Source organism: Kibdelosporangium philippinense (assembly GCF_021390435.2).
Lineage (GTDB): Bacteria > Actinomycetota > Actinomycetes > Mycobacteriales > Pseudonocardiaceae > Kibdelosporangium > Kibdelosporangium philippinense.
Genome location: NZ_JAJVCN010000002.1, coordinates 1,760,944 through 1,784,125, shown reverse-complemented (window position 1 = coordinate 1,784,125; position 23,182 = coordinate 1,760,944). Strand labels below are relative to the sequence as shown.

Sequence of the window (23,182 nt, the reverse complement as noted above, 5' to 3'; positions counted from 1 at the left end):
CATCAAGCGTTGAGATTGTGTTAATCTCAGCGCCATGACGACGTGGTCGCGGGATTTCGAGGACATCCGCGCCGACATGCTCGCCATCGTCGGCGGCAAGGCGGCGAACCTCGGTGAGCTCACCCGTGCCGGATTGCCGGTCCCGCCCGGGTTCTGCATCACCACCGACGCGTACAAGGAAGTCGCCGCGCTTGCCGGGATCGACGGCAGCCACCACGCGGCGAAGGCCCGTGAGCTGACCCTCGGAACGCCGATCCCCGGCGAGATCAGCAAGGCGATCGTGAGCACCTACGAGAACCTCGGACCGGACGTGCCGGTCGCTGTGCGATCTTCAGCGACAGCGGAGGATCTGCCGTTCGCCAGTTTCGCCGGCCAGCAGGACACGTACCTCAACATCGTCGGCGCCGACGCGGTGCTCGACGCGGTCCGCCGATGCTGGGCTTCACTGTGGACGGACCGCGCCTTCGCCTACCGTGCCACCAACGAGATCGACAACCGCACGGTCGCACTGGCCGTGGTGATCCAGCGGATGGTCCAGTCCGAAATGGCCGGTGTGATGTTCACGGCCAACCCGGTGACCGGGCGTCGCCACGAATACGTGGTCGACGCCAGCCCCGGTCTCGGCGAGGCTGTGGTCTCCGGCGCGGTCAACCCGGACCATTTCGTTGTGCACGAAGGCGAAATCGTCACGCGCAGGCTTGGCGACAAGCGTGTGGTGATCCGCTCGTTGCCCGGCGGCGGGACCGAGCACATCGAACGTGAGTCCACAACGGACGCCTGTGTCACAGATGACCAAGTCCTTGCACTGGCCGAACTTGGCCAACGAGTGGAACAGCATTACGGCAGCCCGCAGGACACCGAGTGGGCGATCGACGGCGACGGTGAGCTGTGGCTCACCCAGTCGCGGCCGATCACCACGCTGTACCCGCTGCCGGAGAAGACCACAAAGGACACTCGCGTCTACTTCTCCTTCACGGTGGCGCAGGGCTTGTACCGACCAATCACGCCGAGCGGGCTAGCGGCTTTCCGGATGTTGGCCAACAGTGTCAGCCAGTACGTCCTCGGCCTGCCGGTGGCCGACCCGCTCACCGGTCCGTCCGGGTTCGTCGAGATCGGCAACCGTGGGTACGTCGACGCGACGGCCGCGCTGCGCAGCGAAGTCGGACGGTTCATCATGCCGAAGGTGCTCGGTGTGATGGAGGCACGGTCGGGCAAGGCATTGAGCAGCCTGTTCGACGATCCGCGATTCAGCCTCGTCCCGACGCATCGCCGCAAGGTCATCGGCCGGTTGCTCCGGCTGGGACTGCGTTTCCAGGTGCCCTATCGGGTTCTCCAGGCCGTCATCAGCCCGGAGTCGGCGCACCGGTTCGTCGAACGTGTCGGTGACGACGTTCGCAAGCGCATCGCCTTGCCGTCCACGGCGACTCCGGCCGAGCGGCTCGACCACGTCCAGGATGTGCTGCTGCGACACGTCTTCCCGGTCGCCCCGCGGGTAATGCCCGGTGCTGTCGCCGGTTTCGCGATGCTCGGGCTGGCCAGCAAGATCGTCGGCAAGCCGGGTGAGGTGCAGGCGGTCCTGCGGGGCGTGCCCAACAACATCACCACCGAGATGGATCTGGAGCTGTGGAACCTGGTCGCCCGGATCCGGCAGGGCGACGCGGCCGAGCTGTTCGGTACCGAATCCGTCGAGGAACTCGGGAAGCGCTACCAGGCGGGCACGTTGCCGGACTTCGGGCTGGCCGAATTCCTTGAGATCTGGGGAGATCGCGCGGTCGCCGAGATCGATGTCGGGATGCCCCGCTGGTCCGATGATCCCACGCACATCCTTGGCGTGCTTAAGAATTACCTGCGACTGGACGATCCTGCCGCGGCACCGGACGCGGTTTTCGCCCGCGGCGCGGCGGAAGCCGAGGCCGCGATCGACCGGCTGGTCGCCGAAGCACCACGGCGCAAGCGTTTGCTTCGCTTCGCGCTCGGCCGGGCCCGCGCGCTGGCCGGGATCCGCGAGATGCCGAAGTACTTCATGGTGCTCGCGCTTGGCGCGGTTCGCCGTCACCTCAAGGTGATCGGTGCGGAACTGGCCGCGGCCGAGCGAATCGCCGCACCGGACGACGTGTTCTTCCTTGATTTCAGCCAGATCAGGGCAGCACTCGACGCAACGGCCTGCCACGACGTGGTTTCCCGCAACCGCGAGAGCTACGAGCAGGAGCTACGGCGGCGCCGGATCCCCAGAGTGATGCTGTCCGACGGCACCGACGTGGAATCCATCGCGCAGGCAGCCGACACCGCGGACGGTTCACTGCCGGGCACGCCAGCGTCCGCGGGCACGATTACCGGCACCGCACGGGTGATTCTCGATCCCGTGGGTGCTCATCTTGAGCCAGGCGAGATCCTGGTCGCCCCGTCGACCGATCCCGGCTGGACACCACTGTTTCTCACCGCTGGCGGCTTGGTGATGGAGATGGGTGGCGCGAACTCCCACGGTGCCGTCGTGGCCAGGGAGTACGGCATCCCGGCCGTCGTCGGCGTCGCGGACGCCACTCATCGGATCACCACCGGTCAGACCATCACCGTTGACGGTTCGACCGGCAGTGTGATCCCCGCTTAGAGCAAACCCATCTGCATGGCACGGACGCCCGCCTGGAAACGGCTGCGGGCGTCCAGTTCCACCATCGCGGACGCCACATCACCTCTGACCGTGCGAACGCTCACCCCCAGTCGGCGAGCGATCGCGTCATCGGTCAGTCCCTGCGCGAGCATCCGCAGCACGAGTTCGTGCCGCGACCTCGTCGGTTTGCCCTTCGGCACCTGGCTCACTTCGACGCTCTGCCCCCACAGCCCGTCTGCCAGCGCGATCAATGACCGCAGTTCGGATTCGGCGCGGATGACCCGGCCCGCACCGGATTCACTGAGCACCACACCGACAAGCCCGTCCACCACTATCGCCCTGACCGGCACGTTCGCGGTCGCACGCGGCGTGTAGCCGCGTTTGCCCAGCCAGACCGCGTAATCGACGGTCGCGATGTCGGTACGCCAGAGCATCCGCAACCCCGCGCCACGGCGGAGTATCCCGTCCGCGATGTGCTCGGCGAACTCGTATGACCGCGGATCGTAGATCGGCGTCATCACGACGACTTCGTTTCGGACCCGTGCCGCAAGCCGCTCGACGACCGCCATCACCTCGTCCATATCGGACAGCGGTGCCGCGTCGTCCAGCCTGCCGGTGGTTTGTTCGTGCAGTGACACAAAAGTCTCGACGGCCGCCGCACTCGGCATCGGCCCACCGGACAATCGCCGCGCTGCCAGCGCCGGTAGCGCCAAGCAAGGCTGGATCGCCCGCACCGCACCGGCTTCGACCGCGGAGTTCATCACCAGCCCTTCGGTGCGTAGTTCCGCCAGCACGGTCGCGCATTGCTGCGGTGACCACGCCAACGCGTGTTCGAGGCGTTCTGGCTGCCATCGTGACCGGGTCAGTAATGCCCGGTAGCCGATCTCAGCCTGGCCGCCCACGCCAAGCCTGTGGCTCTTCATGCTCGCCCTCACCCTCATTCGACCCGATGAACACCGGCCGAGTTCCCTTCCCCTCCTTGACCGCCGAAAAAATCGGCGCACACTTCGCCTCCCGTTCCACAAGAGCACGGAAGCGGCGGTGAAATACCGCCCGCACGGCGTGGTGTCCTCGTCGTCTTGAGTCGAGGATGACCCGCCGGAGCCCCGCGAACAAGCAGGACGCGGCCAATGCGCCCGGATGCCGCGCCGATTCGCTCACGCGGCCGGTCGGCATCCTTTTCGCTACCACAGCGGCAAAAAACCCGCACATTCCGCAATTTGCGGACTGCAAGCGCACCCATGCGCCGCCCACCCGGCGGACAGGTGCCGTACCGCTGGAAGGGAACTCCCCCATTTGCCCCCATTGCAAACGTTGCACGCTGCTACTCTTGTCCATCCATAGTGGACTCCAGCGGAATCGTCGCCGTGCACTGGCGCGCCGACCTCCTCCTGAAGAAGTCCGAGTACTGCCGCCCCACCGTAGCCACCGGCTCTGACGGACCGTTGAATCTTCGCTGACCGACTCGTAAGACGGGGCTAAATCCATGCGCCGATCCCGGTTGTCCCCCGACTGGCCTATCGGCGGCGCCGATCTGTGCGATGTGGAGCCACGGAATACTGACACTCCGTTCATCACCGATCACTGCTTGCTTTTTACGCCGTCCACAATGGAGAGCGCGGACAGCGACCAGCCGGACACGGCGTGCTACGAAGCCGCCCCCGACGGTACACAATGGACAGTTTGGCCGTGTCGACCATGGCACCCCTTGAAAATCGTTCTTCCCCAGTAATCCGGATGCTGTGCGGAGCGTAAACCAGCGTTACGGCTCCGTCAACGCAAGCTGGCGATGTACCATTTTACGAGCAACTGATGTTTAGCCCGTTCCGCGGCGTCGAGGGAGGCAAGGTGACCGCGCGGTTCTCGATCGCCGAGAAGCTCGACCGGCTGTTCCAGCGCGTCCGCCCCGCAGGTCAGGGCGAGTACAGCCACAACGCGGTGGCCGAGGCCATCAAGGAAAACCAGGGCATCTCCATCTCGCACACGTACATCTGGCAGCTGCGCACCGGCCGCAGGGACAACCCGACGATTCAGCACCTGACCGCGCTGGCCACGTTCTTCGGCGTGCCGGTCGCCTACTTCCTCGACGACGGGGAGACCGAGCGGATCGACGGTGAGCTCGAACTGCTTGCCGCACTGCGCGACACCGGTGTCACCGAGATCGCGCTGCGGGCCGCTGATCTCTCGCCGAGCAGCCGGGAGACGATCAGCAACATGATCCTCAAGGTGTGGGAGCTGGAGAACGAGCGGAAGAAGACGGATTGACCTCGTCGGCGAACTCGGCCGGATAACGCGACACGTGGTGCGCCCGGCTGACCGAGGCCAGCCACCTGGCCTCTTCCCGCTCGTCGGCGCCACCCGGCATCGCTGTCCAACCGTCGAAATTCGGCTGCTCACCGGCCTTCTTGCGGCGTAGCGCGACTTCGATCCAGCACGCCTCGGCGAGGTGTTCACTCCGCACGCCACGCTCAGCCAGGAACTCCCGCGCCCGTGCAGGCGTCTGCGGTGGCACGTAACGACGAAGTTCCAGCATGCCGTCCCGGATCTCGATCAACCGCCGGTACAGCCGAAGCCTTGCGGTGGCGAGAATTCCGTCGGCGCTTGGCAACTTCTCGGAGACGTACAAGATCATCTCAGGGAACGTTTCCCGCATGGTGCGCCACAACGGCGCCAGCGCACGCATGGATCGGCGCAGGCCAACGAGTTCGCGCGCGAGACCCCAGCCCGGCACCAGAACCCCGGCGACGATCAGCAGTCCGGACACCGGAAGCATGCTGTCGGAGATCGCCACGACAAGATCCGTTGGCAGTGGCAGGCCTGCCGCGTGAGCAACGATGTACGCGGACTTGTACACCGCGAAGAGGAAGTTGAGAGCGGTTCCAGCGCCCATCAACCACATCCCGATACGCAACGGATTCGTCGGCGAGGCCCGGCTTACCCGCCAGACCAGCAGACATCCCGTGCTCAACACCGTTGCCAGGTACGCCTCAAGCAGCAGCCAGTACCCGAGTTCCGGCGTGGAGATGTGCGACTCGGTGAGCAAATCCTCGGCAGAACTGTGAATGCCGTCGCGGGCAACTGTGAAAAGCCCGACCAGGACCGCCGTGACTCCCATCGCCAGCAGGACGTGGTAGCGCCTCGGCCGGCGATCGGTGATCAGCGCGACGAAGCGCAGCAGGCTGACCGAGGCCACGACAGCAAGCAAATGCTTGACCAAGGTGTCGCCGTTGGTACCGAGCACGCTCTGGATGGCCGCGCCGACCGGCTCGACAGCGATGGTTTTGATGATCGCGATGGGCAGGAAGATCAGCCACACCGCCCGTTGCTTCGGCCCGCGCCGCAACGACGGCAGCCACCCGGCCACCAACCCCCAGAGCAACACCAGAAGTATCGCGTTCAGTGGCACAGCCTCCTACGAGTACGGACTGAACACCTCGGTCATCTGGGAAAGCGCGTCACGTGACCGTTGCTTGGTGCCGCCACCGCGGATCAGCGACGCGAGCATCTCCGCCTCTTGTTCCTGCTCAGTGGCGTAGTCGACCCGGCCAAGCACCCGGCGCACGACATCCGGACTGATGCTCGGCAAAAGCTTGCGTAGCACCGAAGAGTCCATGCTCAGCCGGTGATCGCACAGCATGTGCGCGAGTTCGTGCAGGATGATGTGCTCGGAATGCAGTTTCGACGTGGCCGGCTCGTACAGGACGTAGTCGACGTCGGCCAGCGACACCCACATCCCGCACGGCGCGGACGCCGACAACCCGGGAATCGGCTTGAGTTCGAGGCGACGACCACGCAACTCACTGACGTGAGCACAGAACGTGACGAGATCGAACGGCTGCGGGATGCTGAACCCTCGCAGGCGCTCTTCGCACTGTCGCCGCAGTTTCCCCATCCCCAGTCCTTCCCGTTCTGCAGGCTACCGGGCGAGGATGGTCGGTATGAAGGTCCGCATCGGGGTCGGTCTCGGCCCGCACTCGGATTTCGTCGAGGCGATCGATCACGCGGAAGAGATCGGCATCGACTCGCTCTGGTTTTCCGAGGTGGTGTTCGCCGAGCACGTAGACCCGTTCATCGGCATGGCATACGCCCTGTCCCGTACCAGCAAGATGAAGGTGGGGACGGGCGTCGCGGTGCTGCCAGGACGTAACCCGCTCCTGGTGGCGAAACAACTGGCATCGCTGGCAGCGCTAGCCCCCAAACGAGTGCTTCCGGTCTTCGGCCTGCAACCGGCGAGGAAACCGGAACGGCAAGCGTTCCCGGCGCCGACTGGCAAGCGCGGGGACCTGTTCGACGAAACCATGTACGTGCTCCGTCGCCTGCTCACCGAGGACTCGGTGACGTTCCACGGCGAGTTCCACAGTCTGGAAGACGCGCGGATCCGGCCACAGCCCAAGCGAATGGACATCTGGCTCGCCGGAACGGCACGGCCGGGGCTGGAACGCACCGGACGGCTGGCGGACGGGTGGCTCGGCAGTTTCCTCACGCCCGCCCAATGCCGGTTGGCCAAGCGGACGATCGAAAACGCGGCACTGGAAGCGGGCAGGGAGATCGAGGCGGACCACTACGGCATCAGCCTTGCCGTGGCTCCCGACGGCATCCCGCCTTCACTCATCGAGGCCGCTCCGGCGCGGCAGCGTGAGGTCGATCCGCGTGAGCTGATCCCACAGAGCTGGGAGGCCGCGCAGGAGTTGATCGAGCAGTACATCGAGGTGGGGTTGACGAAGTTCGTGGTCCGCCAGGTGGATCCGGCTTCGGCCATGCGGCCCTTCCTTGACGACTTCGCGGCCAAGCTGATGCCGCTGGAACGCGACATCGGGTCGTGAGTGGTTATCCGTGTTCTAACCCGGATAACCACTCACGACCTCGGTCCTTGCCCGGTGCCGACTTCCCATGGGTCGCCCGGGACCACATAGGACCCCGGCAAAGCGTTGCCGTTCTTGAACAACGCCATCTTGCCGGTGTTGAAGTCGAACGTGGCCGTCAGGAAGACCCACTCGTTCTGCGGCAGGATCGTGCGCCAATCCTCTGTCGCGGCGAAGGTTTGGGACGCGCTGCCGTCGATTCGCCTGCCAAGGGCGACGACTTTCATCACACCGTCGACTTGGATCAGTTCGAGCAAGGCTCGCACGGCATGGTCGTCGGAGTTGCCGGACAGGACTCCCGCGATGCCGATGGCGCCGTAGAAGTCGTTGGGATTCGCTGACCCGGAGTTCGGGCTTGGGCTCTGGCCGGTCATTTTGACCCAGCCCATCACCGTTGTTTGCTGCACGCCGGATCTCACCGAAACCCTTCGCTCCCTGAACACCATGGTGGCCTCGCAAGCCATGGTGCTCTTCAACGCGAGCCCGAAGATCCTCATCAACCCGATTTGACCTGGCCGTTCACGTCAGCCATCGCTCGCCGGAATTCGTCCGTTGATCCGCGGACTAGGCTGCGGGGAATGCGCATCCTGTCCAGTTTTGTCGGCGGACGCGGCCACTGGGGGCCGATGGAACCGATTGGTCGTGCGGCGGTTCGGGCCGGGCACACGGTAAGAGTGGCCTGTGGCGAGAGCATGGTTAGCCAGGTTCGTCAGGACGGGTTCGAAGCGTGGCCAGCCGGTCCTGACTTTGGCGGCGGTGGTATCCGGCGTCCGTTGATCAAACCGGACCAGGACAAGGAAGACCGGGATCTACGCGACGGCTTCGCTGACCGGGCCGCCAGAATCCGTGCGGCCCACCTACTCGAAACCGACTGGCGACCCGATCTGATCCTGTGTGACGAGGTGGACTTTGGCGCGATGATCGCCGCCGAAGTCCTCGGCATCCCATACGCCTCAGTCCTGAGCAACGCCTCTGGTTCCTTCGTGCGCGCGTCTGTGATCGGCGAGGCGCTGAACGAAGTGCGCGCCGACCACGGCCTGCCAGCGGACCCGGGCATGGAGATGCTCAGCCGCCACCTTGTGCTGTCGCCGTTTCCGCCCAGCCTGCGGCATCCCGGCTTCCCGCTGCCGCCCAGTGCCCGCACTTTTCGGGCACAGGATGTTGTCGAGGCGAAACCCGAAGAGCCGACGATCTACTTCACCCTCGGCACCGTCTTCAATACCGAGTCAGGCGACCTCTTTCCCCGCGTTCTCGCCGGATTGCGCGAGCTGCCCTTGCGGCTGATCGTCACGGTCGGCCCCTACATCGATCCCGCCGAATTCGGCCCACAGCCCGAGCACGTGCGCATCGAGAAGTACATCCCGCAGCACGAAACCCTGCCGCAGTGCAGTCTTGTCGTGTCGCACGGTGGCTCCGGCAGCATGACGGGCACCATCGCGCACGGCCTTCCCACAGTGCTGATCCCGATGGGCGCCGACCAGATCCTCAATGCCGCGCGGGCCGCTGACCTTGGGTTCGGCCGGATTCTCGACGCCTTCACCGCGACTTCTGCCGAGGTGAAGGCGACGGTCGTCGATGTGCTCGATGACCGGTCCTATCGGCAGGCTGCCACGCGTCTGCGGGACGAGTTGGCTGACCAACCCGACACGGTTCACGCGATCCGCCTGCTGGAGGGCCTAGTCGAGCGCCAGCGGTAAGCCGAACTTCTCGAACAACGCCAGGTCGAAGAACGTGGTCGAGTGCGAGATGCCCTCCTCGGTCAGGGTCAGCACGACCAGGTTGTACGCCGAGTACACGCCGTCGCGCCGCCAGTACGCGCCGAAACCCGGCTGGCCGCCGTTGGCGATGACCGGGACCAGGCGCAGCTCCCCCGGCTGGATCGGGCAGCGGTTGGCCAGGTGGCGGCCGATGTTCTCACGGCCGCGGTACCAGGTGAGCCATGGTGGCATGTCGAAGATCGCGTCCTTGGTGAACAGCGCGACGATCTCCGGCACGTTCTTCGCCTCGAACGCGGCCACGTACTTCGCCAGCAGTTCGCGCTGTTGCGCCTCCGTCGGCTCGGCGACTTTGTCCTCGCTCGGCGAGATCTGGTCGAGCTGCGCGCGGGCTCGCTGCAGGATGCTGTTCACCGCCGCGGTCGAGGTGTCCAGTGCTTCGGCGACTTCCGCGGCGCGCCACTTCAGTACGTCCCGCAGGATCAGCACGGCTCGTTGGCGCGGCGGCAAATGCTGCAGCGCCGCGATCAACGCGAGCCGGATGCTCTCCTTCGATGCCACGATCGACGCTGGGTCGTCGGCGTCCGGGAACGGCTCGAGCCACGGCACTTCGTTGCCGTCGGCGAGCGGGTCCGACGGGTCGCTGTCCGGGTTGCCGAGGCCCGCGGGCAACGGCCGTCGCTCGCGGCCGTCCAACGCGGTCAGGCATACGTTGGTGGCGATCCGGTAGAGCCAGGTCCGCAGGGACGAGCGGTTCTCGAATTTGTCGAACGACTTCCACGCCCTGATGAACCGTCTCCTGCACCAGGTCCTCGGCGTCGTGCACCGAGCCGAGCATCCGGTAGCAGTGCGCGAGCAATTCCCGCCGGTACGGATCGGCCTGCTGCAGGAAGTCGACGGACTCGGCTTCGACAGTCATCACGTACTCCTTCCCCCAGTCATGGATCGTCTCTTGCTCGCGCAGTAAAGACCAGGGGTCCGACAAAAAGTCAGCGCTGTTCCGCGCTGAGCCTCGTCAACCACGCCGCGACCTCGACAGATGGCAAAATACGGTCCAATTGGACCGTTGGTCGCATGCGCTCGAACAGCCGGCCAGGCGACCAGGTTCGTGGGTACGGCTGAGGCTCCAGCAACACCACGCGACGCCCGTCCAGCACCGGGATGTCAGCAGGCCGTCCCTCACCCCAGATCCACGAGCCAGCGTGATCGACGAGGTTGAACTGGCCAGAAACCCCGCCTGCCGGTCGCAAGTCGCCGTCCGTGGCCGCCGCGACCCACACAGGGTCCGGTGGTGTCCCCGCAATCAGACCGTCCCCTTCCGAGGCGATCAGGGTCGCGGCGAGCAACGTCTGCAGCTGAAAGTTCCCACTCACGCCCGAGACAGTCAGCTCGTAGCCCTGACCAGAAGCACGGTGCAGCACGACGAACTGCTCGTTGTCGAGCACAGCCAGCAGTTCGACGAGAAACCCCAGGTCCTCCCGCAACGGCCCAACGCGCTCAACCAGTTCGGTCAGCGCGTCACGGTTAGGCAAGTCGGCGCGTGCCTCGGCGTGCTGCAGCACGGCGATCGCAGGCGCGCTCCACGCCCCCACCGCGTACCACGCGAAAGCCACCGCCTGCGCGTCCTCCTCCGAATGCACGCCCGAAAGCACGGAGACGGTCTCGTCATACGAGTCGTCATCGAAGGCGGGGCGTTCCTTGCCCTGCGGCCACGTCTCTATAAAGGTGCCGACGCGCTGCAAAGTATCGATCAACCCGGTGACGATCATCGGCACGAGCGGGCCTGGCGCCGCCCCGAGCTCGACCAAAGCCCCGCCGAGCACAGGCAACCGGCCAGCGGCATCGACGGGCATCTCGCCGAGCAGTGCCGCGATCCGAGGTAGCGCAGTGTCCAGTTCGGACCGTGAAGCGTGTTGCGCGGCCTGCCACGCGGACACGATCGCGGGATCATAGGAGCTCTCGTCCTTGTGCCGCACGGAAAGTTCAATGGCGTCGACGGCCTGATCAAGCATGGCGCGAGCGTACAAGTGGCGACCAGGTGTGAATCTTCAGTGTCCGAGCCTTCCGGTCTAGCTTCGATGCTGGTATCCGTCCCCAGGCGAAAGTGACCGTGATGACTGGACGCGTAGTGCACTTCGAGATTCCGTTCGACGACGAGACCAGGGCGACGGCCTTCTACACCGCCGCGTTCGACTGGAACCTGCAGCAACTGCCCGGGTACACGCTCGCGGCCACCGGGCCGACCAGTGACCTCGCGCCGAGCGAGCCCGGCTTCGTCAACGGCGGCCTGCTGACCCGCGACGCTGGTGGCGCGGCCAAACCGGTGATCGTGGTCGACGTGCCGAGCATCGACGCCGCACTGGCCAAGATCGAGGAGCTGGGCGGGAAGACCGTCTCCGGCAAGCGTGCCGTCGGCGACTTCGGCTTCGCCGCGTACTTCAACGACACCGAAGGCAACCTGATGGGTCTGTGGGAAGCTGCCTAGCGACCCGGGCGGGCGCCCTACCGGGTGCCCGCCCGGTGCAACGTGGCTTTGAAGTCCAACGAGATCCCGCCATTCGCCTGCATGTGCTCGGCGCCGGCGATGAACCGCAGCCGGAACTGCTCCGCCTTGTCCTCTGGCAGCGCGGCAACGGCGTCGGTGAGCCCGCGAGGCGTCAACCAATCCCACAACGCGGCGGGATCTTCCATCGGAACAGGCATTTCGACGGAATCCGTCGCGATATCTATAAATCCGGCGGATTCGATCAATGCGTTGAGCTGATCGCTGGTCATGCCACCCGGGGAGTCGTCGCTGGGTACCGGAGCGCCGAAGAACTCTCCTGCCAGCTCAAACAGCCAGCGCAGACGTCCCACAGTCTGTTTCTCCAACGACAGCGCGAGCATGCCGCCAGGCGCGAGCACCCGGCGAAACTCGGCGAGCGCGACGTCCGCATCCGGCAGGACCTGGATCACGAACCCGGCCGCGACCAGGTCGAACGACCCGTCCGGGAAATCCAGCGCGCCCGCGTCCATCTGCCGGGCGTCGATCTCGGGGAAGTCCGCGGCCAACCGGTCGACCATACCTTTCGAGGCGTCGATGGCGGTGACCTGGCAGCCGATGGCCAAGGCGGCGCGGGCGACAGCACCACGGCCCGCGCCGACGTCCAACACGCGTGACCCACGTTCCGGGCGCGCGTAGTCAACGAGCAACTGACCCACATCGGCGACGTACGGAAAGATCTCCTCATACCGTTCGGCGAGCTCGTCGTACTTGCGTCTGCCCTGCTCTGTGCTGGTCACGGCGGGGAGCGTAGGCAGGATGCGGACACGGGTATACCGCCGTTCGCGTCGCGGAGAAATTTCTCTTCAAGATTTTTTCCCGACCGTGTCGATCCGGCCGTCGGCCGCTCGACGACTAGGTGTCAGGCAAACAACAGCACCTAGTAAGGACAACGAAATGACCACGCAGACCCTGCCCCAGACCGTCACCGTCACCACCGCCGCTGCCGCTCCGAAGACCGACAGGCTCACCGGTTACACGCTCTCCGCTTTCCGCGTCGTCGTCGCGTTCCTGTTCCTGTGCCACGGCTTGCAGGGTTTCGGTGCCTTCGGTGGCATCGACGGCGCCGGTACCGGTGTGGAATTCGGTTCCTGGCCTGGGTTCTACGCCTCGGTGATCGAGACCGTGACCGCGATCCTCGTCGGCGCGGGCGTTTTCACCCGGATCGCCGCGCTGCTGGCCTCCGGCACCATGGCCTACGCGTACTTCGTGATGCACCAGGAGCTGGCGCTGCTGCCGTTGCAGAACATGGGCGAGCCCGCCGCGCTGTACAGCTGGATCTTCTTGCTGATCGCCGTGCTCGGCCCGGGTTCGCTGACCGTCGCCGCGCTGCGCCGCCGTCGCCGGTGACCGAGTGAAAAGCCAAAAACCCTTGTGGGCGACCACAAGGGCTTTGGCATGTCAGAACTCGGCGCGTACCTGGGTCAACCGGATGCTGTTGCCCGACGGGTCACGCAGCCCGCAGTCGATCCCGTATGGACGGTCCTCCGGCTCCTGGGTGAACTCGACGCCACGAGCGAGCCATTCCTTGTACGTCCGGTGACAGTCGTCGGTGTTCAGGAACAGCGTCCCGGAAAAGCCTTTGGACATCAGGGTTGCCACGTCCTCGGCGGTTGCCGCGTCCATCACCGGCTCACCCGGGATCGCCATCAGCACCAACGTGAAGTCCTGCTGAGTCGGCCAGCCGACCGTCAGCCACCGGAACCCCATCTCGTCGAGAGTGGCGTCCTGCCGGATCTCCATGCCGAGCTTCTCGGTGTAGAACTTCAGCGCCTCGTCCTGGTCGTGCACCCACAGCTGCATGCTGCCTGTCGTGATCATCGCTGGCTCTCCCTTTCGCGTCCGGGCAGAACGCTAGCCAGCCGGATCAGGCGACGTCTTCTCGAAACGTCCGGTTTCGCGGGCGGCCGTAGAACCTCTGCACGCACGACGGGATGGGGACCCGCGCGTACACCGCGGCAGGCGGGTATTTCGCGCGATAGACCGTCGGCGACACCCCGAACATCCGCGTGAAGCTGGTCGTGAACGATCCGATGCTCTGCAGCCCGACCGCGACGCAGATGTCGGCGACTTTCCGGTCGGTCATCCGCAGTATCGACGCGGCCCGTTCCATCCGCCGGGTGAGCAGGTAGGCGTGCGGGGACTCGCCGAACGCCCGCCGGAACTCATGGCTGAAATGGGCCTTGGACAGGCCCGCCGCCCTGGCCAGATCCGCCACGGTCAGCGGGTCGAAGTACCGCGCGTCAGCGAGGTCCTTGGCGCGCAGCAGGTGCCGTGCCGGCGGGACGGAGGCCATGTCGACAGCGTAGCGGCGGATTTGAACAAACTCTGAACTCGGTGAGCGAGAGTGTCACCCGGTGTTACCGACTGGGGGTGGTGTCATCGTGTTGACGCTGGTACTGGCCGCTTCGGCGCCCGTCGTGCGGGATGGGCTGCGTGCCTTGCTGGCGTCACACGGTGACATCGCGGTCGTCGCGGAGGCCGAAACCGGCAGCCAGGCGCTGGCGCGGACCATCAGCCACAGCCCCGACGTGCTGGTGATCGACCTCGACATGTCGATATGCCACGAGATCCGGCGTGCCGCACCGGAAACGGGCATCTTGGTCTTCACGGACACGAACGACGACAAGGCCGTGCTTGCCGCGGTCCGCGCCGGTGTCCTTGGCTATCTACCCAAAACGGCTGACGAGCAGGACCTGGTCCGCGCGATCCGCAACGTCGCCGCCGGACAGGCGGTGTTCGGTCCGCACGTGGCGAGCAAGGTCACCACCATGCTGCTCGTCCCGCAGGAAACCGTGCTCGACGAGTTGACGCCGCGCGAACGCGAGGTCCTCGAACTGCTCGTCGTCGGGCCGCCGGTGTCGGTCATCGCGCAACGGCTGGCGCTGACGCCGAAGACCATCCGCAATCACACGTCAAGGATCTTCACCAAGTTGGGCGTCTCCAGCCGGGACGAGGCCGTGGTCGTGGCGCGTCGCGCCGGCCTCGACCGCTTGCCGTGCCAGCAGCCGGTACCCGATCCGGTCGGCGATGGCCAACGCCGCGTCGGCGTCGGCTGAGGTGGAGCGGCTCAACGCCAGGCCGATCAGGGCTTCGCATTCCTCGTAACGGGCGCCAATCGCCTGTGCGACAGTCAATGACCGCTCGTATTCCATGGCCGCCTCGGCCTTGTCGCCCATCGCCAGATGCGTCGCGGCCAATGCACTGCGGACCCACGTTTCCGTCCGGCGCTCGCCGGTTTCCACGGCCAGCACCAGGGCTGCTCGCGCGTTGCGTATCGCCTCATCGCACTGGTCAAGCGCGCGGTGGACGTTGGCAAGGTGCGTGCGGGCCCGTGCCTCGTCGTTACGGCCGCCGATGGACAGGTAGATCCGCAGCGCGGCGGAGTCGTGTTTCAGGGCGTCGGCCAACTGGCCCATCAGGTACTGCACGCCGCCAAGGAAATGCAGCGCGTTGGCTTCGACGTGCCGCTCCCCCATTGCCTCGGCGAACTCCAGCGCCTGCCGGTAATACGACTCGGCTTCGGCCAACTGGCCTCGGCACTGCATGTTGTTGCCGACCCTGATCAACGCCGGGCCTAGCAAGTGATGCCCCTCGCCCGTCGATCGCAACAATGCCAACAGGTCAACGAACTTGGCGTTAGCGCCGTCGAGATCTCCTTGCTGTTCCAGGATCGCGCCGAGGTTGTTGAGCATGGCCGCCTCGCCCGTCAGCCAGCCGATCTTGCGGCACAACGTCAGCGACTCGGTGTAGTGGTGTACCGCGTCCGGGTACTGGTTCTGGCTGTAGTAGGCCGTTGCCAGGCTGCTGTGGCCCGCCGCGAGTGCTTGCGGGTCGTCTCCTGCCGTGTCCACGGCATGCCTTGCGACACTGAACAAATCGACGATGTGGCCGCGGAAGTACAGGTAGCTGCGGACCGAATCAGCCAAGAGCCAGCTGCGTTTCCCTTCCGCCCTGCGGACTGCCGTGACCAGGTTGGCGCGCTCGAGATCCAGCCATGCCAACGCCGAACTGTGGTCCGCAAAGGACTCTTTCGTGCTGCCTTGGATGCGGAGCATGTAGGGGTACAACAGTTCCACGGCCGCTCGCGTGGTTGTTTCGTAGTACTCGTACAGCCGGTCCAGCGCGGCTTCTCGTTCGTGCACGCTGTCCTGCTCGGCCGTTCTTTCCCAGGCGTATTGGCGAAGCAGGTCGTGGAAGGTGTAGCGGCCGGAGGCGTGTTCTTCGATCAGATGCGCGGCTGCGAGGCGGTCGAGCAGGACTTCGACGTCTTCCGTACCGACCAGTGCCGCCGCGGCCTTGATAGCCGCGTCCGGCCCTGGAACCAAGCCCAGCAAGCGGAAAAGCCGCTGAGTGTCGGGTTTCAACGCGGTGTACGACAGGTCGAAACCCGCGGTCACCGCGGCCTGTCTGTCGCCTTCGATCCGCAAGGCCGCCAACGGATCGCCAGTTCTGAGCGCGGCGACGTGGTCGGCGATCGACCTGTTCGGCCGGACCGCAAGGTGCGCCGCAGCGATCCTCAAAGCCAACGGCAGGTACGCGCAGGTCGCGGCGAGTTGGGTGGCCGCGACGAGATCCTCGTCCACCCGATCGCCCAACATCTGACGCAGCAACGTGATCGCTTCCGGCGGCGACAGGACATCGAGGACCACACGTTTGGCGCCGTCCATCGCGACCAGCCCGTCGAGCCGGTCGCGGCTGGTGATCACCACGACACTGCCCGGGCTGACCGGGATGAGCGGCCGGACCTGGTCGGCGCTGACCGCGTTGTCGAGCACGACCAGCATTCGCTTGTCCGACAACAAGGTCCGGTACATCGCGACGGCCTCGTCAAGCCCGGTCGGCAGCCCGTCGGACGGCACTCCGACCGCACGCAGGAACTGGTTGAGCACCTGCGCGGGCTGCAGCGGCGGGCCGAGGTCGTAACCACGCAGGTTGACGTGAAGCTGGCCATCGGGGAAGCGGTCGCGCACACGATGCGCCCAGTGCACGGCCAAAGCCGTCTTGCCGACGCCCGCCGACCCGTCGATCGTCGTGATCACGACAGCCGTCGGATCTCCGGCTATGAGCGCGTCCAACTGGTCGATGGCGGTCGAACGGCCGGTGAAGTCCGCCAGGTCAGCGGGCAGTTGTGCCGGACCGCGCCGTCTCGGAGTGGCCAGCTCCGGATCGTCACGCAGGATGGCCAGCTCGAGTTCCCGCAGCTCACGGCCGGGATCGATGCCCAGCTCGGCGGCAAGGTACTTGCGGGTCCGTCTGGCCACGTCCAGCGCCTGCCCGGACTGACCGCCTCGGTGCAGGGCCAGCATCAACTGGCCGACCAAGCGTTCCCTGGTCGGATACGACTCAGCCAACGAGGCAAGCGAACTGACCACCGAGTGGTGACGGCCCAGCCGGAGCAGCGCGTCGAACCTGTCCTCGGTGGCGACCAGCTTGGCCTCGGTCAGGCCGCCGAAGAGCCGTTCACGGATCTCGTCGGAGGTCGTGTCGGCCAGCGGCGGCCCTTGCCATTGGCCGAGGGCCTCGTCGAGCAGGTCGATCTTGCGACGGTCGTCTCCCGTCGCGCGGGCCTGTTCCACCAGGTCAAGGAACCGATGGGCGTCGATCGTGAGCGGGTCGGCCCGCAGCACGTACCCGCTGCCCTGCACTGCCAGCTCGGCGTGCCCGGCCAGGATCGACCGCAGTTTCGAGACACACACCCGGACCGCGTGCTCCGCGGTGCGCGGCGGCGAATCCGGCCACAGCAACGAGATGAGCCGGTCGACCGAAACCGGCCGACCGACTTCCCAAGCAAGCACGGCGAACACCATGCGCTGCTGCCGGGGCCCGAGCGGGACGGACTGCGCGCCCTGTCGCGCCCGCACCGCTCCCAGCAGCAGGAACTCCACGCCCACCCCCGCGCCCGTCGGATCGTCGCCTCCAACTTACTCACCAGGCGCGCCAGTCAGCACTCACCGCAGGTAATGCGTCTGCATCGGCCACGCACCCCCTTTCCAGCTGGATGTGCCCGCTCGTGCCCCAGTTCACCAGCAGTACGCCAAGAACAATCCCGGCGACCACGAACCCCAATACCGTCGAAAGGGAGCAGTACAGTCTCATCGCAGCCTCGTTTCAAAGAGAAAAGAAATGCCCTAGCGGGAATTTCCGACGCCTTCATATCGTCATCTCTCTCGGTTGGTCGCGACAAGGAGTTTCCGGTTTCCTCCGTTATCTGGAAACCGCTTTGATCCTTTCGGGTGACGCTTGAACAATGGCAGCGAAGCGGGCTAACGTCGTCGGATGACGCTCCGCGATGAACAGCTCGTCGCCGATTTGAAGGCGCTGCGCAAAGGGCGCGGGATTCTGGCCGGGGCCATCACGGCACGAGTCGGCGAGGCGCTGCGGACGGCCACCGGGACACACGGTGTCGAGCACGCCGTCGAGGTGCGTCGCAGGGTCTCGGAATGCCTGTGGCGCTGGGCCGGCGAGCTCCCCGACGACCTGCGGATCGCGGTGCAGGCGGCGTTCGCGCTCGACCAGTCCGACCAACTGCCGCTCTACAAAGACCGGGTGCGGTTGGTCGCCGAGCGGCTCAACCGCGACGAACGCACCGCGCGGCGGCGTATCGACGAAGGCATCGAGCGCCTCGCCGAAGTGGCGCGTACCGGTGCGCCGTTGACCGAATTCCACCCGGCCGAGCCGGTTCCCGGTTGGCACACCGAGGAACTGCGCGTGACGCTCGCGCTCGACCAGCCGACCCCGGAAGCCTTCGAGTTCCGCCGGATCGTGGCCGACCAGGACCGGATCGAGCACGTCGACCTTGCCTTCACGCTGACCGCGCCGCCCGGCGCCGGCGGCCCGGCGCAGACCGAGGACCTGGAGATCGACGTGTTCCACGGCGGGCGGCTGACCGCACGTGAGATGGAGTCCACCGACCGGTTCGGGTTCCGGCTCGCGCTGCCGAAACCGTTGCGGCGGCACGAGTCCCACCAGATCGGGCTGCGCTTCCGGGTCCGGCCGGACAAGACCATGGCGCCGCACTACGTGTGCGTGCCCAAACACCGCTGCGCCGAGTTCGACCTGCGGGTGCGGTTCGACGCGCGCCGCCCGCCGGAGCGGATCTGGCGGCTGGTCAACGCTTTCCAGCGGGACGTCGACGATCCGCAGCCGCGCGGGGAGACCATCCCGCTCGACGCAGCCAGCGAGATCCACACCTCGTTCCACGAGCTCACGCCCGGCCTTGCTTACGGGATCCGCTGGCATCGAACGACAGGAACCGGCGGATCTTGACCGAGGCGGCTCGCCGCAGACGATCGACCTGTCGCGTGTCGATGCCCAGCCGGCGAGCCGCTTCAGCCACCCCCTCGCCTTTGTGCATGCCGCGATACGCGGCCCGCTCAGCGGCGGTGAGGCCGATCAACCGGCCGAGCCGGATCAGCGCGCGTGACTTCAGCTGCCGCGCGCCCGCGTAGCTCTTGTTGGTCAGCCTGGCCAGCTCCCGCAGGCCGATGTCGGGATCACGGGCCAGCGCGAGGATCGCGTGCACCTGGTCGGCGGTCAGCGCCCGGTCGATCCGGCCGGCAAGCCACTGCTCCCAGCCGACCGCATCGATCACCGGATGCACCCAGATGTCCGGCGACTCAGGCAGTTCGCTCATCACCATCGGCTGGCGGGCGCGGTCTTTGATCATGTCAAGGGCGACGAAGTTGACACACCTGTCCAACCATCCGCGCAGCCCTTCGTGTTCCGGCACAACGGCGCGCTGGCGCAGCAGTCGTTCACTCGCGGCCTGGTAGAGATCGTCGCGGTCCAGCGTGTAGCGGCGGGCGTAGCCGTCGACGGTCGCGCGAAACCGCAGGTCCGGCTCCGTGATCACACGCAGGAGGACCTTGTGTCCCGGTTGATCTGTTCGCATCTCCGTCAGCCAAGCTCTCGCGAGAGTGTTACCTCTTGACGCAGAGGATGCCGCACGAACCGGGCGAAAAGCAGACCGTTTTCTGGACAGATTCCTGTCACGTCGCCGCAGAAGTTGACACGGTTGTGCGTCGGAATTCACAGACTCGGCGGCTTGCTGGTGTCAGTGTTCAACGGCGACCACCCCAGTGGGCAACAATGATCAAGGAGCGCACATGCACCCTCCGGCCCGACGGGCCAGCCCGGCGTGAATCGCGCCGACATGCTTCAACCGGCCGGCAGTTCCCCTATTTTCACTTCACTGGTTTGTTTATCTGACCGAGGTAAAAGCCGGCCGGGCGTGGCCCCTCGAAATGACCCGACGAGGGGTCACGCGATCCCTTCAGCGAATCGATCGAGCAGATCCATCCGAAGCACGTCGAAGCTACAGCGGTTGGTCCGGACGGCGCCCGCGTCCCGGAAAACCTTCAGTGCCTTGGCGACCGCTTCCCGTGAGGCGCCCGCGGCCTCAGCGAGTTCACTTTGCCGCAGTTTCACGGTCAGCCCGCCTCGGACAGGTTCGCCGTACTCGCGTGCGTAGTCGACAAGCAGCCGTGCGGTCCTTGCCGGAACGTCGTACGCGCCGTTCTCAAGGCGGCGTTGCGTCGATTCCCGCAACCGCCCGACGACCATCTTCAGCAGCTCCACCGTCACGCTCGGGGTCGCGAGCATGAACCGGTGAAACTCCACGCTGGTCAACGACACCCCTTCGACCTCGGTCAACGCGGTGACGGTCGCCGATCGCGGATCGCCGTCGATCGCCGCCACCTCCCCGAGCAGGTCGCCGGGGCCACGGATGGCCATCAGCACCTGCCTGCCGCTCGGCGCCGTCAGGCTGACCTTCACCCGGCCGCCGGTCAGCAGCAGCACGTGGTCGGACGCCTCGGACTCCCTGATCAGTACCTGGCCTGCCGACCAACGGCGCGGGGTACCCGCCGCGATCAGCCTGCGCTGCCCATCCGCACTCAGCCGCCAGTTCATGGCTCCCTCGCAGAACTAGATCCTGTCTATGTGTACTGCGTGAGCACGGCGTTTTGTGACATGTCCCAGACCGGTCACAGCCAGTGGTTGTCGTGCTCGAGGAAGAAATCGACCTGCTCCTGCTCACCCATCTCGGCAAGGTCGGGGATGCCTTCGAAGTACCCTTCCCTCGGCGCGCCCGGGGAGAAGTGCAGCAGCATGGACGCGGGGTTGCCGGACTCGTTGCGGAACCCGTGAATGCCGCCAGCGGGCACGTGCACGAAGTCACCGGGCTCGGTGTCGATCCACTCGGTGCCGTTGAAGATCTTGATCGTCCCGGTGAGGACGTAGAAGGACTCGGTGATCGTCTTGTGGAAGTGCGCGGGCGGACCACTCGGCTCCGGCCCCATTTCCCAGCGGTACAAGCCGAAGAGGCCGCCCGTGGACTCGCCCGTGGCCAGGTAGTGCACGGTGTTGCCGTTGGCGTACGTCCAGTCGGGTTTGGTGCCGTTCGGGCGGTAGGTCGCAGACTTCTCACCCGTAGAGCCACGATAGATCGGTTCCGGATACGACACGGTTGATTCCTTTCCCCAGTATGTGCCGTGACCCTATCCCACCCGAGGCGGTCACGCATGGTCACGCACCATCGCTCGGCCGAGTGAACCCTTGCGCCGCAAGCGTTTTCACCGTCTCTATCGCTGATAGATTGGAACCATGACAGCAACAGACGAGTTCGAAAGAAGGTTGTGCAATGTCGAGGAACGAACCACTGCCGCACTTGTGCTCGCACGGGAGGTTGACAAGGATGTCAGCGTGTACACCGAACGACTACTCGCGCAGACCAAAGTGATCGAGGCGCTGCGCGAAACCCAAGTCGAACAGGGCAAGCAGCTGAACCTGCTCGAGACCAAGGTGGACAAGGGCTTCGCCAGGATGGATGAGAAGTTCGCCGAGATCGACGCGAACTTCACCCAGATCGACGCGAACTTCGCCAAGGTCCAAGAACAGTTCGCCATCCAAGCCATGGGCCAAGCCAAGATCACCGAATTGCTCGACCAGCTCATCGACAAGGACAAATGATCACCTCGCCCACAGTGGACGCCCGTCACGGCGCCGTTCGCGGCGCCGTGACGGGCGGTGTCCTGACCTTCAAAGGCATTCCGTATGCCGCGCCACCCGTCGGATCCAACAGGTTCCGGCCGCCACAACCTGTCGAGCCATGGGCAGGGACTCGTGACGCCACGAACTTCGGCCCGACAGCGCCGAAAGCGCCCTACGCGCCACCTCTCGATGCCCTGATCTACGAAGTGGACATTCCGGGCGACGACTATCTCAACCTGAACGTGTACACGCCGGACGTGAGTGCGCGACTGCCTGTCATGGTGTGGATCCACGGTGGCGCGTTCGTCAACGGTTCCAGTTCCGCGTACAACCCCACGGCGTTCGCCAGGGACGGCGTGGTCGCCGTGACCATCAACTACCGCCTCGGCATCGATGGCTTCCTTTACCACCCAGGCAATGCCAACCGCGGCTTACTCGACCAGATCGCCGCGTTGGAATGGGTCCGCGACAACATCACTGCGTTCGGCGGAGATCCTGACCAGGTGACCGTGTTCGGTGAGTCGGCTGGCGCGATGTCGGTTGGCGTGCTGCTGAAAATGCCCAAGGCCGCCGGGCTGTTCCAGCGCGCGATCCTGCAGAGCGGCACGGCCGATCACGCGATCTCACCGGCAAGCGCCGAGCTCGTCAAGGCGCGCTTTGCCGCGCATCTCGGGACCGACGATTTCGCCGCGATACCGATCAACGAGCTTGTTGTTGCTCAGCAAGAGGTCCGCGGCGAAGCGATGGCGAAACCGGATCCGCTGCTGTGGGGCGAGGTGGCCAAGACCATGCTGGCGCTCTGCCCGGTCATCGACGGCGACACCGTGCCAGGGGCGTACTTCAACTCCGATGTGGACATTCTGATTGGCAGTAATGCCGAGGAGTTCCGGCTCTATCTCGTGCCACTTGGCGTGATGGACCACATCACGGACGAGATACTGACCACGAACCTGGTCAGATACGGCCTCGACCCAGCCGAGGCACAAGCCGTGTACGAGGGCAGCTCCGGCGAGAAGATGGCGCAGGCATTGACAGACTGGCATTTCCGGATCCCCGCGATCCGACTGGCGGAGACCGCGAAGACCGCCTATATGTACGAATTCGCCTGGCAGCCAGGGACTTTCGGCGGCAAGCTCGGCGCGTGCCACGCCGCAGAGCTCCCGTTCGTCTTCGACAACCTCGCCGACAACTCATTCGCCACACTGCTGGGCACGGATCTGCCACAGCATCTGGCCGACGCCGTGCACTCGGCATGGGTTTCGTTCGCCACCACCGGAAATCCCGGCTGGTTCAGATACGACACCGGCAACCGCAGCACCATGCGGTTCGACATCGACTCGGAAGTCGTGCTTGATCCACGCCCGGCCGAACGCACACTCTGGGAGGGCATTCGCTAGATACAATCGACCACCAGTAGCGCGGCCATCGCTTGCTCGCGGGCCGGGCAACTGGCGTTGCGGAC

Annotated in this window: 22 protein-coding genes and 2 pseudogenes; 10 read left to right on the top strand and 14 right to left on the bottom strand. The window is 65.6% G+C overall.

Annotated features, from left to right (window positions below; all coding sequences use genetic code 11):
* The first annotated feature begins 34 nt into the window (after positions 1–34).
* On the top strand, positions 35–2,608 hold the full coding sequence (locus tag LWC34_RS26975; RefSeq protein WP_233727913.1) for a PEP/pyruvate-binding domain-containing protein: 2,574 nt from the start codon (positions 35–37) through the stop codon (positions 2,606–2,608).
* Here LWC34_RS26975 and LWC34_RS26970 read toward each other — a convergent pair.
* Complete coding sequence (locus LWC34_RS26970) at positions 2,605–3,531, bottom strand: helix-turn-helix transcriptional regulator (protein WP_233727912.1); 927 nt, start codon at positions 3,529–3,531, stop codon at positions 2,605–2,607. The genes LWC34_RS26975 and LWC34_RS26970 overlap by 4 nt on opposite strands.
* Before the next feature lie 889 nt (positions 3,532–4,420).
* Here LWC34_RS26970 and LWC34_RS26965 point away from each other — a divergent pair.
* Positions 4,421–4,873, top strand: a complete 453-nt coding sequence (locus LWC34_RS26965; protein ID WP_233727911.1) for a helix-turn-helix domain-containing protein — start codon at positions 4,421–4,423, stop codon at positions 4,871–4,873.
* On the opposite strand, the gene LWC34_RS26960 is transcribed toward LWC34_RS26965, so the two are convergent.
* Positions 4,830–5,990, bottom strand: coding sequence for an MAB_1171c family putative transporter (locus tag LWC34_RS26960; RefSeq protein WP_233727910.1), 1,161 nt, complete (start codon positions 5,988–5,990; stop codon positions 4,830–4,832). The two genes, LWC34_RS26965 and LWC34_RS26960, sit on opposite strands and share 44 nt — an antisense overlap.
* Positions 5,991–6,020: 30 nt before the next feature.
* Positions 6,021–6,500 (bottom strand): hypothetical protein, encoded by a 480-nt coding sequence (locus LWC34_RS26955; RefSeq protein ID WP_233727909.1) that lies wholly within the window; start codon positions 6,498–6,500, stop codon positions 6,021–6,023.
* Positions 6,501–6,546: 46 nt separating this feature from the next.
* Between LWC34_RS26955 and LWC34_RS26950 the strand changes: the two genes are divergently transcribed.
* Positions 6,547–7,431, top strand: a complete 885-nt coding sequence (locus LWC34_RS26950) for a TIGR03854 family LLM class F420-dependent oxidoreductase (RefSeq protein WP_233727908.1) — start codon at positions 6,547–6,549, stop codon at positions 7,429–7,431.
* A 32-nt stretch (positions 7,432–7,463) separates the two neighbouring features.
* Here LWC34_RS26950 and LWC34_RS26945 read toward each other — a convergent pair whose 3' ends face one another.
* Complete coding sequence (locus LWC34_RS26945; RefSeq protein WP_233727907.1) at positions 7,464–7,967, bottom strand: hypothetical protein; 504 nt, start codon at positions 7,965–7,967, stop codon at positions 7,464–7,466.
* An 81-nt stretch (positions 7,968–8,048) separates the two neighbouring features.
* Between LWC34_RS26945 and LWC34_RS26940 the strand changes: the two genes are divergently transcribed.
* Complete coding sequence (locus LWC34_RS26940; protein ID WP_233727906.1) at positions 8,049–9,167, top strand: glycosyltransferase; 1,119 nt, start codon at positions 8,049–8,051, stop codon at positions 9,165–9,167.
* Here the strand turns inward: LWC34_RS26940 and LWC34_RS26935 are convergent.
* Both LWC34_RS26935 and LWC34_RS26930 read right to left on the bottom strand, forming a co-directional pair.
* Positions 9,147–10,104: pseudogene (locus tag LWC34_RS26935) on the bottom strand (sigma-70 family RNA polymerase sigma factor). The gene LWC34_RS26940 and the pseudogene LWC34_RS26935 overlap by 21 nt on opposite strands.
* 70 nt (positions 10,105–10,174) lie before the next feature.
* Positions 10,175–11,197, bottom strand: a complete 1,023-nt coding sequence (locus tag LWC34_RS26930; protein ID WP_233727905.1) for a hypothetical protein — start codon at positions 11,195–11,197, stop codon at positions 10,175–10,177.
* 101 nt (positions 11,198–11,298) lie between these two features.
* Here LWC34_RS26930 and LWC34_RS26925 point away from each other — a divergent pair, with 101 nt between their 5' ends.
* Complete coding sequence (locus LWC34_RS26925) at positions 11,299–11,670, top strand: VOC family protein (protein WP_233727904.1); 372 nt, start codon at positions 11,299–11,301, stop codon at positions 11,668–11,670.
* Between the two features lie 17 nt (positions 11,671–11,687).
* Here LWC34_RS26925 and LWC34_RS26920 read toward each other — a convergent pair whose 3' ends face one another.
* Positions 11,688–12,467 carry a class I SAM-dependent methyltransferase gene (locus LWC34_RS26920; protein ID WP_233727903.1) on the bottom strand — a complete coding sequence of 260 codons (780 nt, stop codon included), beginning with the start codon at positions 12,465–12,467 and terminating at the stop codon, positions 11,688–11,690.
* 157 nt (positions 12,468–12,624) lie between these two features.
* Here LWC34_RS26920 and LWC34_RS26915 point away from each other — a divergent pair, with 157 nt between their 5' ends.
* Positions 12,625–13,077, top strand: a complete 453-nt coding sequence (locus tag LWC34_RS26915) for a DoxX family protein (protein WP_233727902.1) — start codon at positions 12,625–12,627, stop codon at positions 13,075–13,077.
* A 51-nt stretch (positions 13,078–13,128) separates the two neighbouring features.
* On the opposite strand, the gene LWC34_RS26910 is transcribed toward LWC34_RS26915, so the two are convergent.
* Positions 13,129–13,548 carry a VOC family protein gene (locus LWC34_RS26910; RefSeq protein WP_233727901.1) on the bottom strand — a complete coding sequence of 140 codons (420 nt, stop codon included), beginning with the start codon at positions 13,546–13,548 and terminating at the stop codon, positions 13,129–13,131.
* A gap of 46 nt (positions 13,549–13,594) precedes the next feature.
* Positions 13,595–14,023, bottom strand: coding sequence for a helix-turn-helix transcriptional regulator (locus tag LWC34_RS26905; RefSeq protein ID WP_233727900.1), 429 nt, complete (start codon positions 14,021–14,023; stop codon positions 13,595–13,597).
* A gap of 88 nt (positions 14,024–14,111) precedes the next feature.
* Here LWC34_RS26905 and LWC34_RS26900 point away from each other — a divergent pair, with 88 nt between their 5' ends.
* Entirely contained in the window at positions 14,112–14,786 is a 675-nt protein-coding gene (locus LWC34_RS26900; protein ID WP_233727899.1) for a LuxR C-terminal-related transcriptional regulator, read from the top strand.
* Positions 14,787–14,993: 207 nt separating this feature from the next.
* On the opposite strand, the pseudogene LWC34_RS26895 reads toward LWC34_RS26900, so the two are convergent.
* Positions 14,994–17,537: pseudogene (locus tag LWC34_RS26895) on the bottom strand (AfsR/SARP family transcriptional regulator); the annotation flags it as partial.
* Between the two features lie 118 nt (positions 17,538–17,655).
* On the bottom strand, positions 17,656–17,826 hold the full coding sequence (locus LWC34_RS26890) for a hypothetical protein (RefSeq protein ID WP_233727898.1): 171 nt from the start codon (positions 17,824–17,826) through the stop codon (positions 17,656–17,658).
* Positions 17,827–18,006: 180 nt separating this feature from the next.
* On the opposite strand from LWC34_RS26890, the gene LWC34_RS26885 reads away from it, so the two are divergent.
* The gene (locus tag LWC34_RS26885; protein WP_233727897.1) at positions 18,007–18,996 is read left to right on the top strand and encodes a hypothetical protein; all 990 of its coding nucleotides are present in this window, start codon (positions 18,007–18,009) and stop codon (positions 18,994–18,996) included.
* Here the strand turns inward: LWC34_RS26885 and LWC34_RS26880 are convergent.
* The 3 genes from LWC34_RS26880 to LWC34_RS26870 form a co-directional block, all read right to left on the bottom strand.
* Positions 18,935–19,621, bottom strand: a complete 687-nt coding sequence (locus LWC34_RS26880) for an RNA polymerase sigma factor (protein ID WP_233727896.1) — start codon at positions 19,619–19,621, stop codon at positions 18,935–18,937. The two genes, LWC34_RS26885 and LWC34_RS26880, sit on opposite strands and share 62 nt — an antisense overlap.
* Before the next feature lie 368 nt (positions 19,622–19,989).
* Entirely contained in the window at positions 19,990–20,640 is a 651-nt protein-coding gene (locus tag LWC34_RS26875) for a Crp/Fnr family transcriptional regulator (RefSeq protein ID WP_233727895.1), read from the bottom strand.
* A gap of 74 nt (positions 20,641–20,714) precedes the next feature.
* On the bottom strand, positions 20,715–21,194 hold the full coding sequence (locus tag LWC34_RS26870) for a cupin domain-containing protein (protein ID WP_233727894.1): 480 nt from the start codon (positions 21,192–21,194) through the stop codon (positions 20,715–20,717).
* Between the two features lie 139 nt (positions 21,195–21,333).
* On the opposite strand from LWC34_RS26870, the gene LWC34_RS26865 reads away from it, so the two are divergent.
* Both LWC34_RS26865 and LWC34_RS26860 read left to right on the top strand, forming a co-directional pair.
* A complete protein-coding gene (locus tag LWC34_RS26865) occupies positions 21,334–21,699 on the top strand; it encodes a hypothetical protein (RefSeq protein WP_233727893.1) in 366 nt (121 codons plus the stop codon).
* Entirely contained in the window at positions 21,696–23,117 is a 1,422-nt protein-coding gene (locus tag LWC34_RS26860; RefSeq protein ID WP_233727892.1) for a carboxylesterase/lipase family protein, read from the top strand. The genes LWC34_RS26865 and LWC34_RS26860 overlap by 4 nt, the downstream gene beginning before the upstream one ends.
* Positions 23,118–23,182: the final 65 nt, after the last annotated feature.

Coding starts and splice junctions, on each gene's coding strand:
- LWC34_RS26965 (WP_233727911.1), top strand. CDS start 4,421: ATGTTTAGCCCGTTCCGCGGCGTCGAGGGAGGCAAGGTGACCGCGCGG.
- LWC34_RS26945 (WP_233727907.1), bottom strand. CDS start 7,967: ATGAGGATCTTCGGGCTCGCGTTGAAGAGCACCATGGCTTGCGAGGCC.
- LWC34_RS26875 (WP_233727895.1), bottom strand. CDS start 20,640: ATGAACTGGCGGCTGAGTGCGGATGGGCAGCGCAGGCTGATCGCGGCG.
- LWC34_RS26915 (WP_233727902.1), top strand. CDS start 12,625: ATGACCACGCAGACCCTGCCCCAGACCGTCACCGTCACCACCGCCGCT.
- LWC34_RS26880 (WP_233727896.1), bottom strand. CDS start 19,621: ATGCGAACAGATCAACCGGGACACAAGGTCCTCCTGCGTGTGATCACG.
- LWC34_RS26955 (WP_233727909.1), bottom strand. CDS start 6,500: ATGGGGAAACTGCGGCGACAGTGCGAAGAGCGCCTGCGAGGGTTCAGC.
- LWC34_RS26885 (WP_233727897.1), top strand. CDS start 18,007: ATGACGCTCCGCGATGAACAGCTCGTCGCCGATTTGAAGGCGCTGCGC.
- LWC34_RS26925 (WP_233727904.1), top strand. CDS start 11,299: ATGACTGGACGCGTAGTGCACTTCGAGATTCCGTTCGACGACGAGACC.
- LWC34_RS26930 (WP_233727905.1), bottom strand. CDS start 11,197: ATGCTTGATCAGGCCGTCGACGCCATTGAACTTTCCGTGCGGCACAAG.
- LWC34_RS26865 (WP_233727893.1), top strand. CDS start 21,334: ATGACAGCAACAGACGAGTTCGAAAGAAGGTTGTGCAATGTCGAGGAA.
- LWC34_RS26940 (WP_233727906.1), top strand. CDS start 8,049: ATGCGCATCCTGTCCAGTTTTGTCGGCGGACGCGGCCACTGGGGGCCG.
- LWC34_RS26970 (WP_233727912.1), bottom strand. CDS start 3,531: ATGAAGAGCCACAGGCTTGGCGTGGGCGGCCAGGCTGAGATCGGCTAC.
- LWC34_RS26890 (WP_233727898.1), bottom strand. CDS start 17,826: ATGAGACTGTACTGCTCCCTTTCGACGGTATTGGGGTTCGTGGTCGCC.
- LWC34_RS26905 (WP_233727900.1), bottom strand. CDS start 14,023: ATGGCCTCCGTCCCGCCGGCACGGCACCTGCTGCGCGCCAAGGACCTC.
- LWC34_RS26860 (WP_233727892.1), top strand. CDS start 21,696: ATGATCACCTCGCCCACAGTGGACGCCCGTCACGGCGCCGTTCGCGGC.
- LWC34_RS26950 (WP_233727908.1), top strand. CDS start 6,547: ATGAAGGTCCGCATCGGGGTCGGTCTCGGCCCGCACTCGGATTTCGTC.
- LWC34_RS26910 (WP_233727901.1), bottom strand. CDS start 13,548: ATGATCACGACAGGCAGCATGCAGCTGTGGGTGCACGACCAGGACGAG.
- LWC34_RS26975 (WP_233727913.1), top strand. CDS start 35: ATGACGACGTGGTCGCGGGATTTCGAGGACATCCGCGCCGACATGCTC.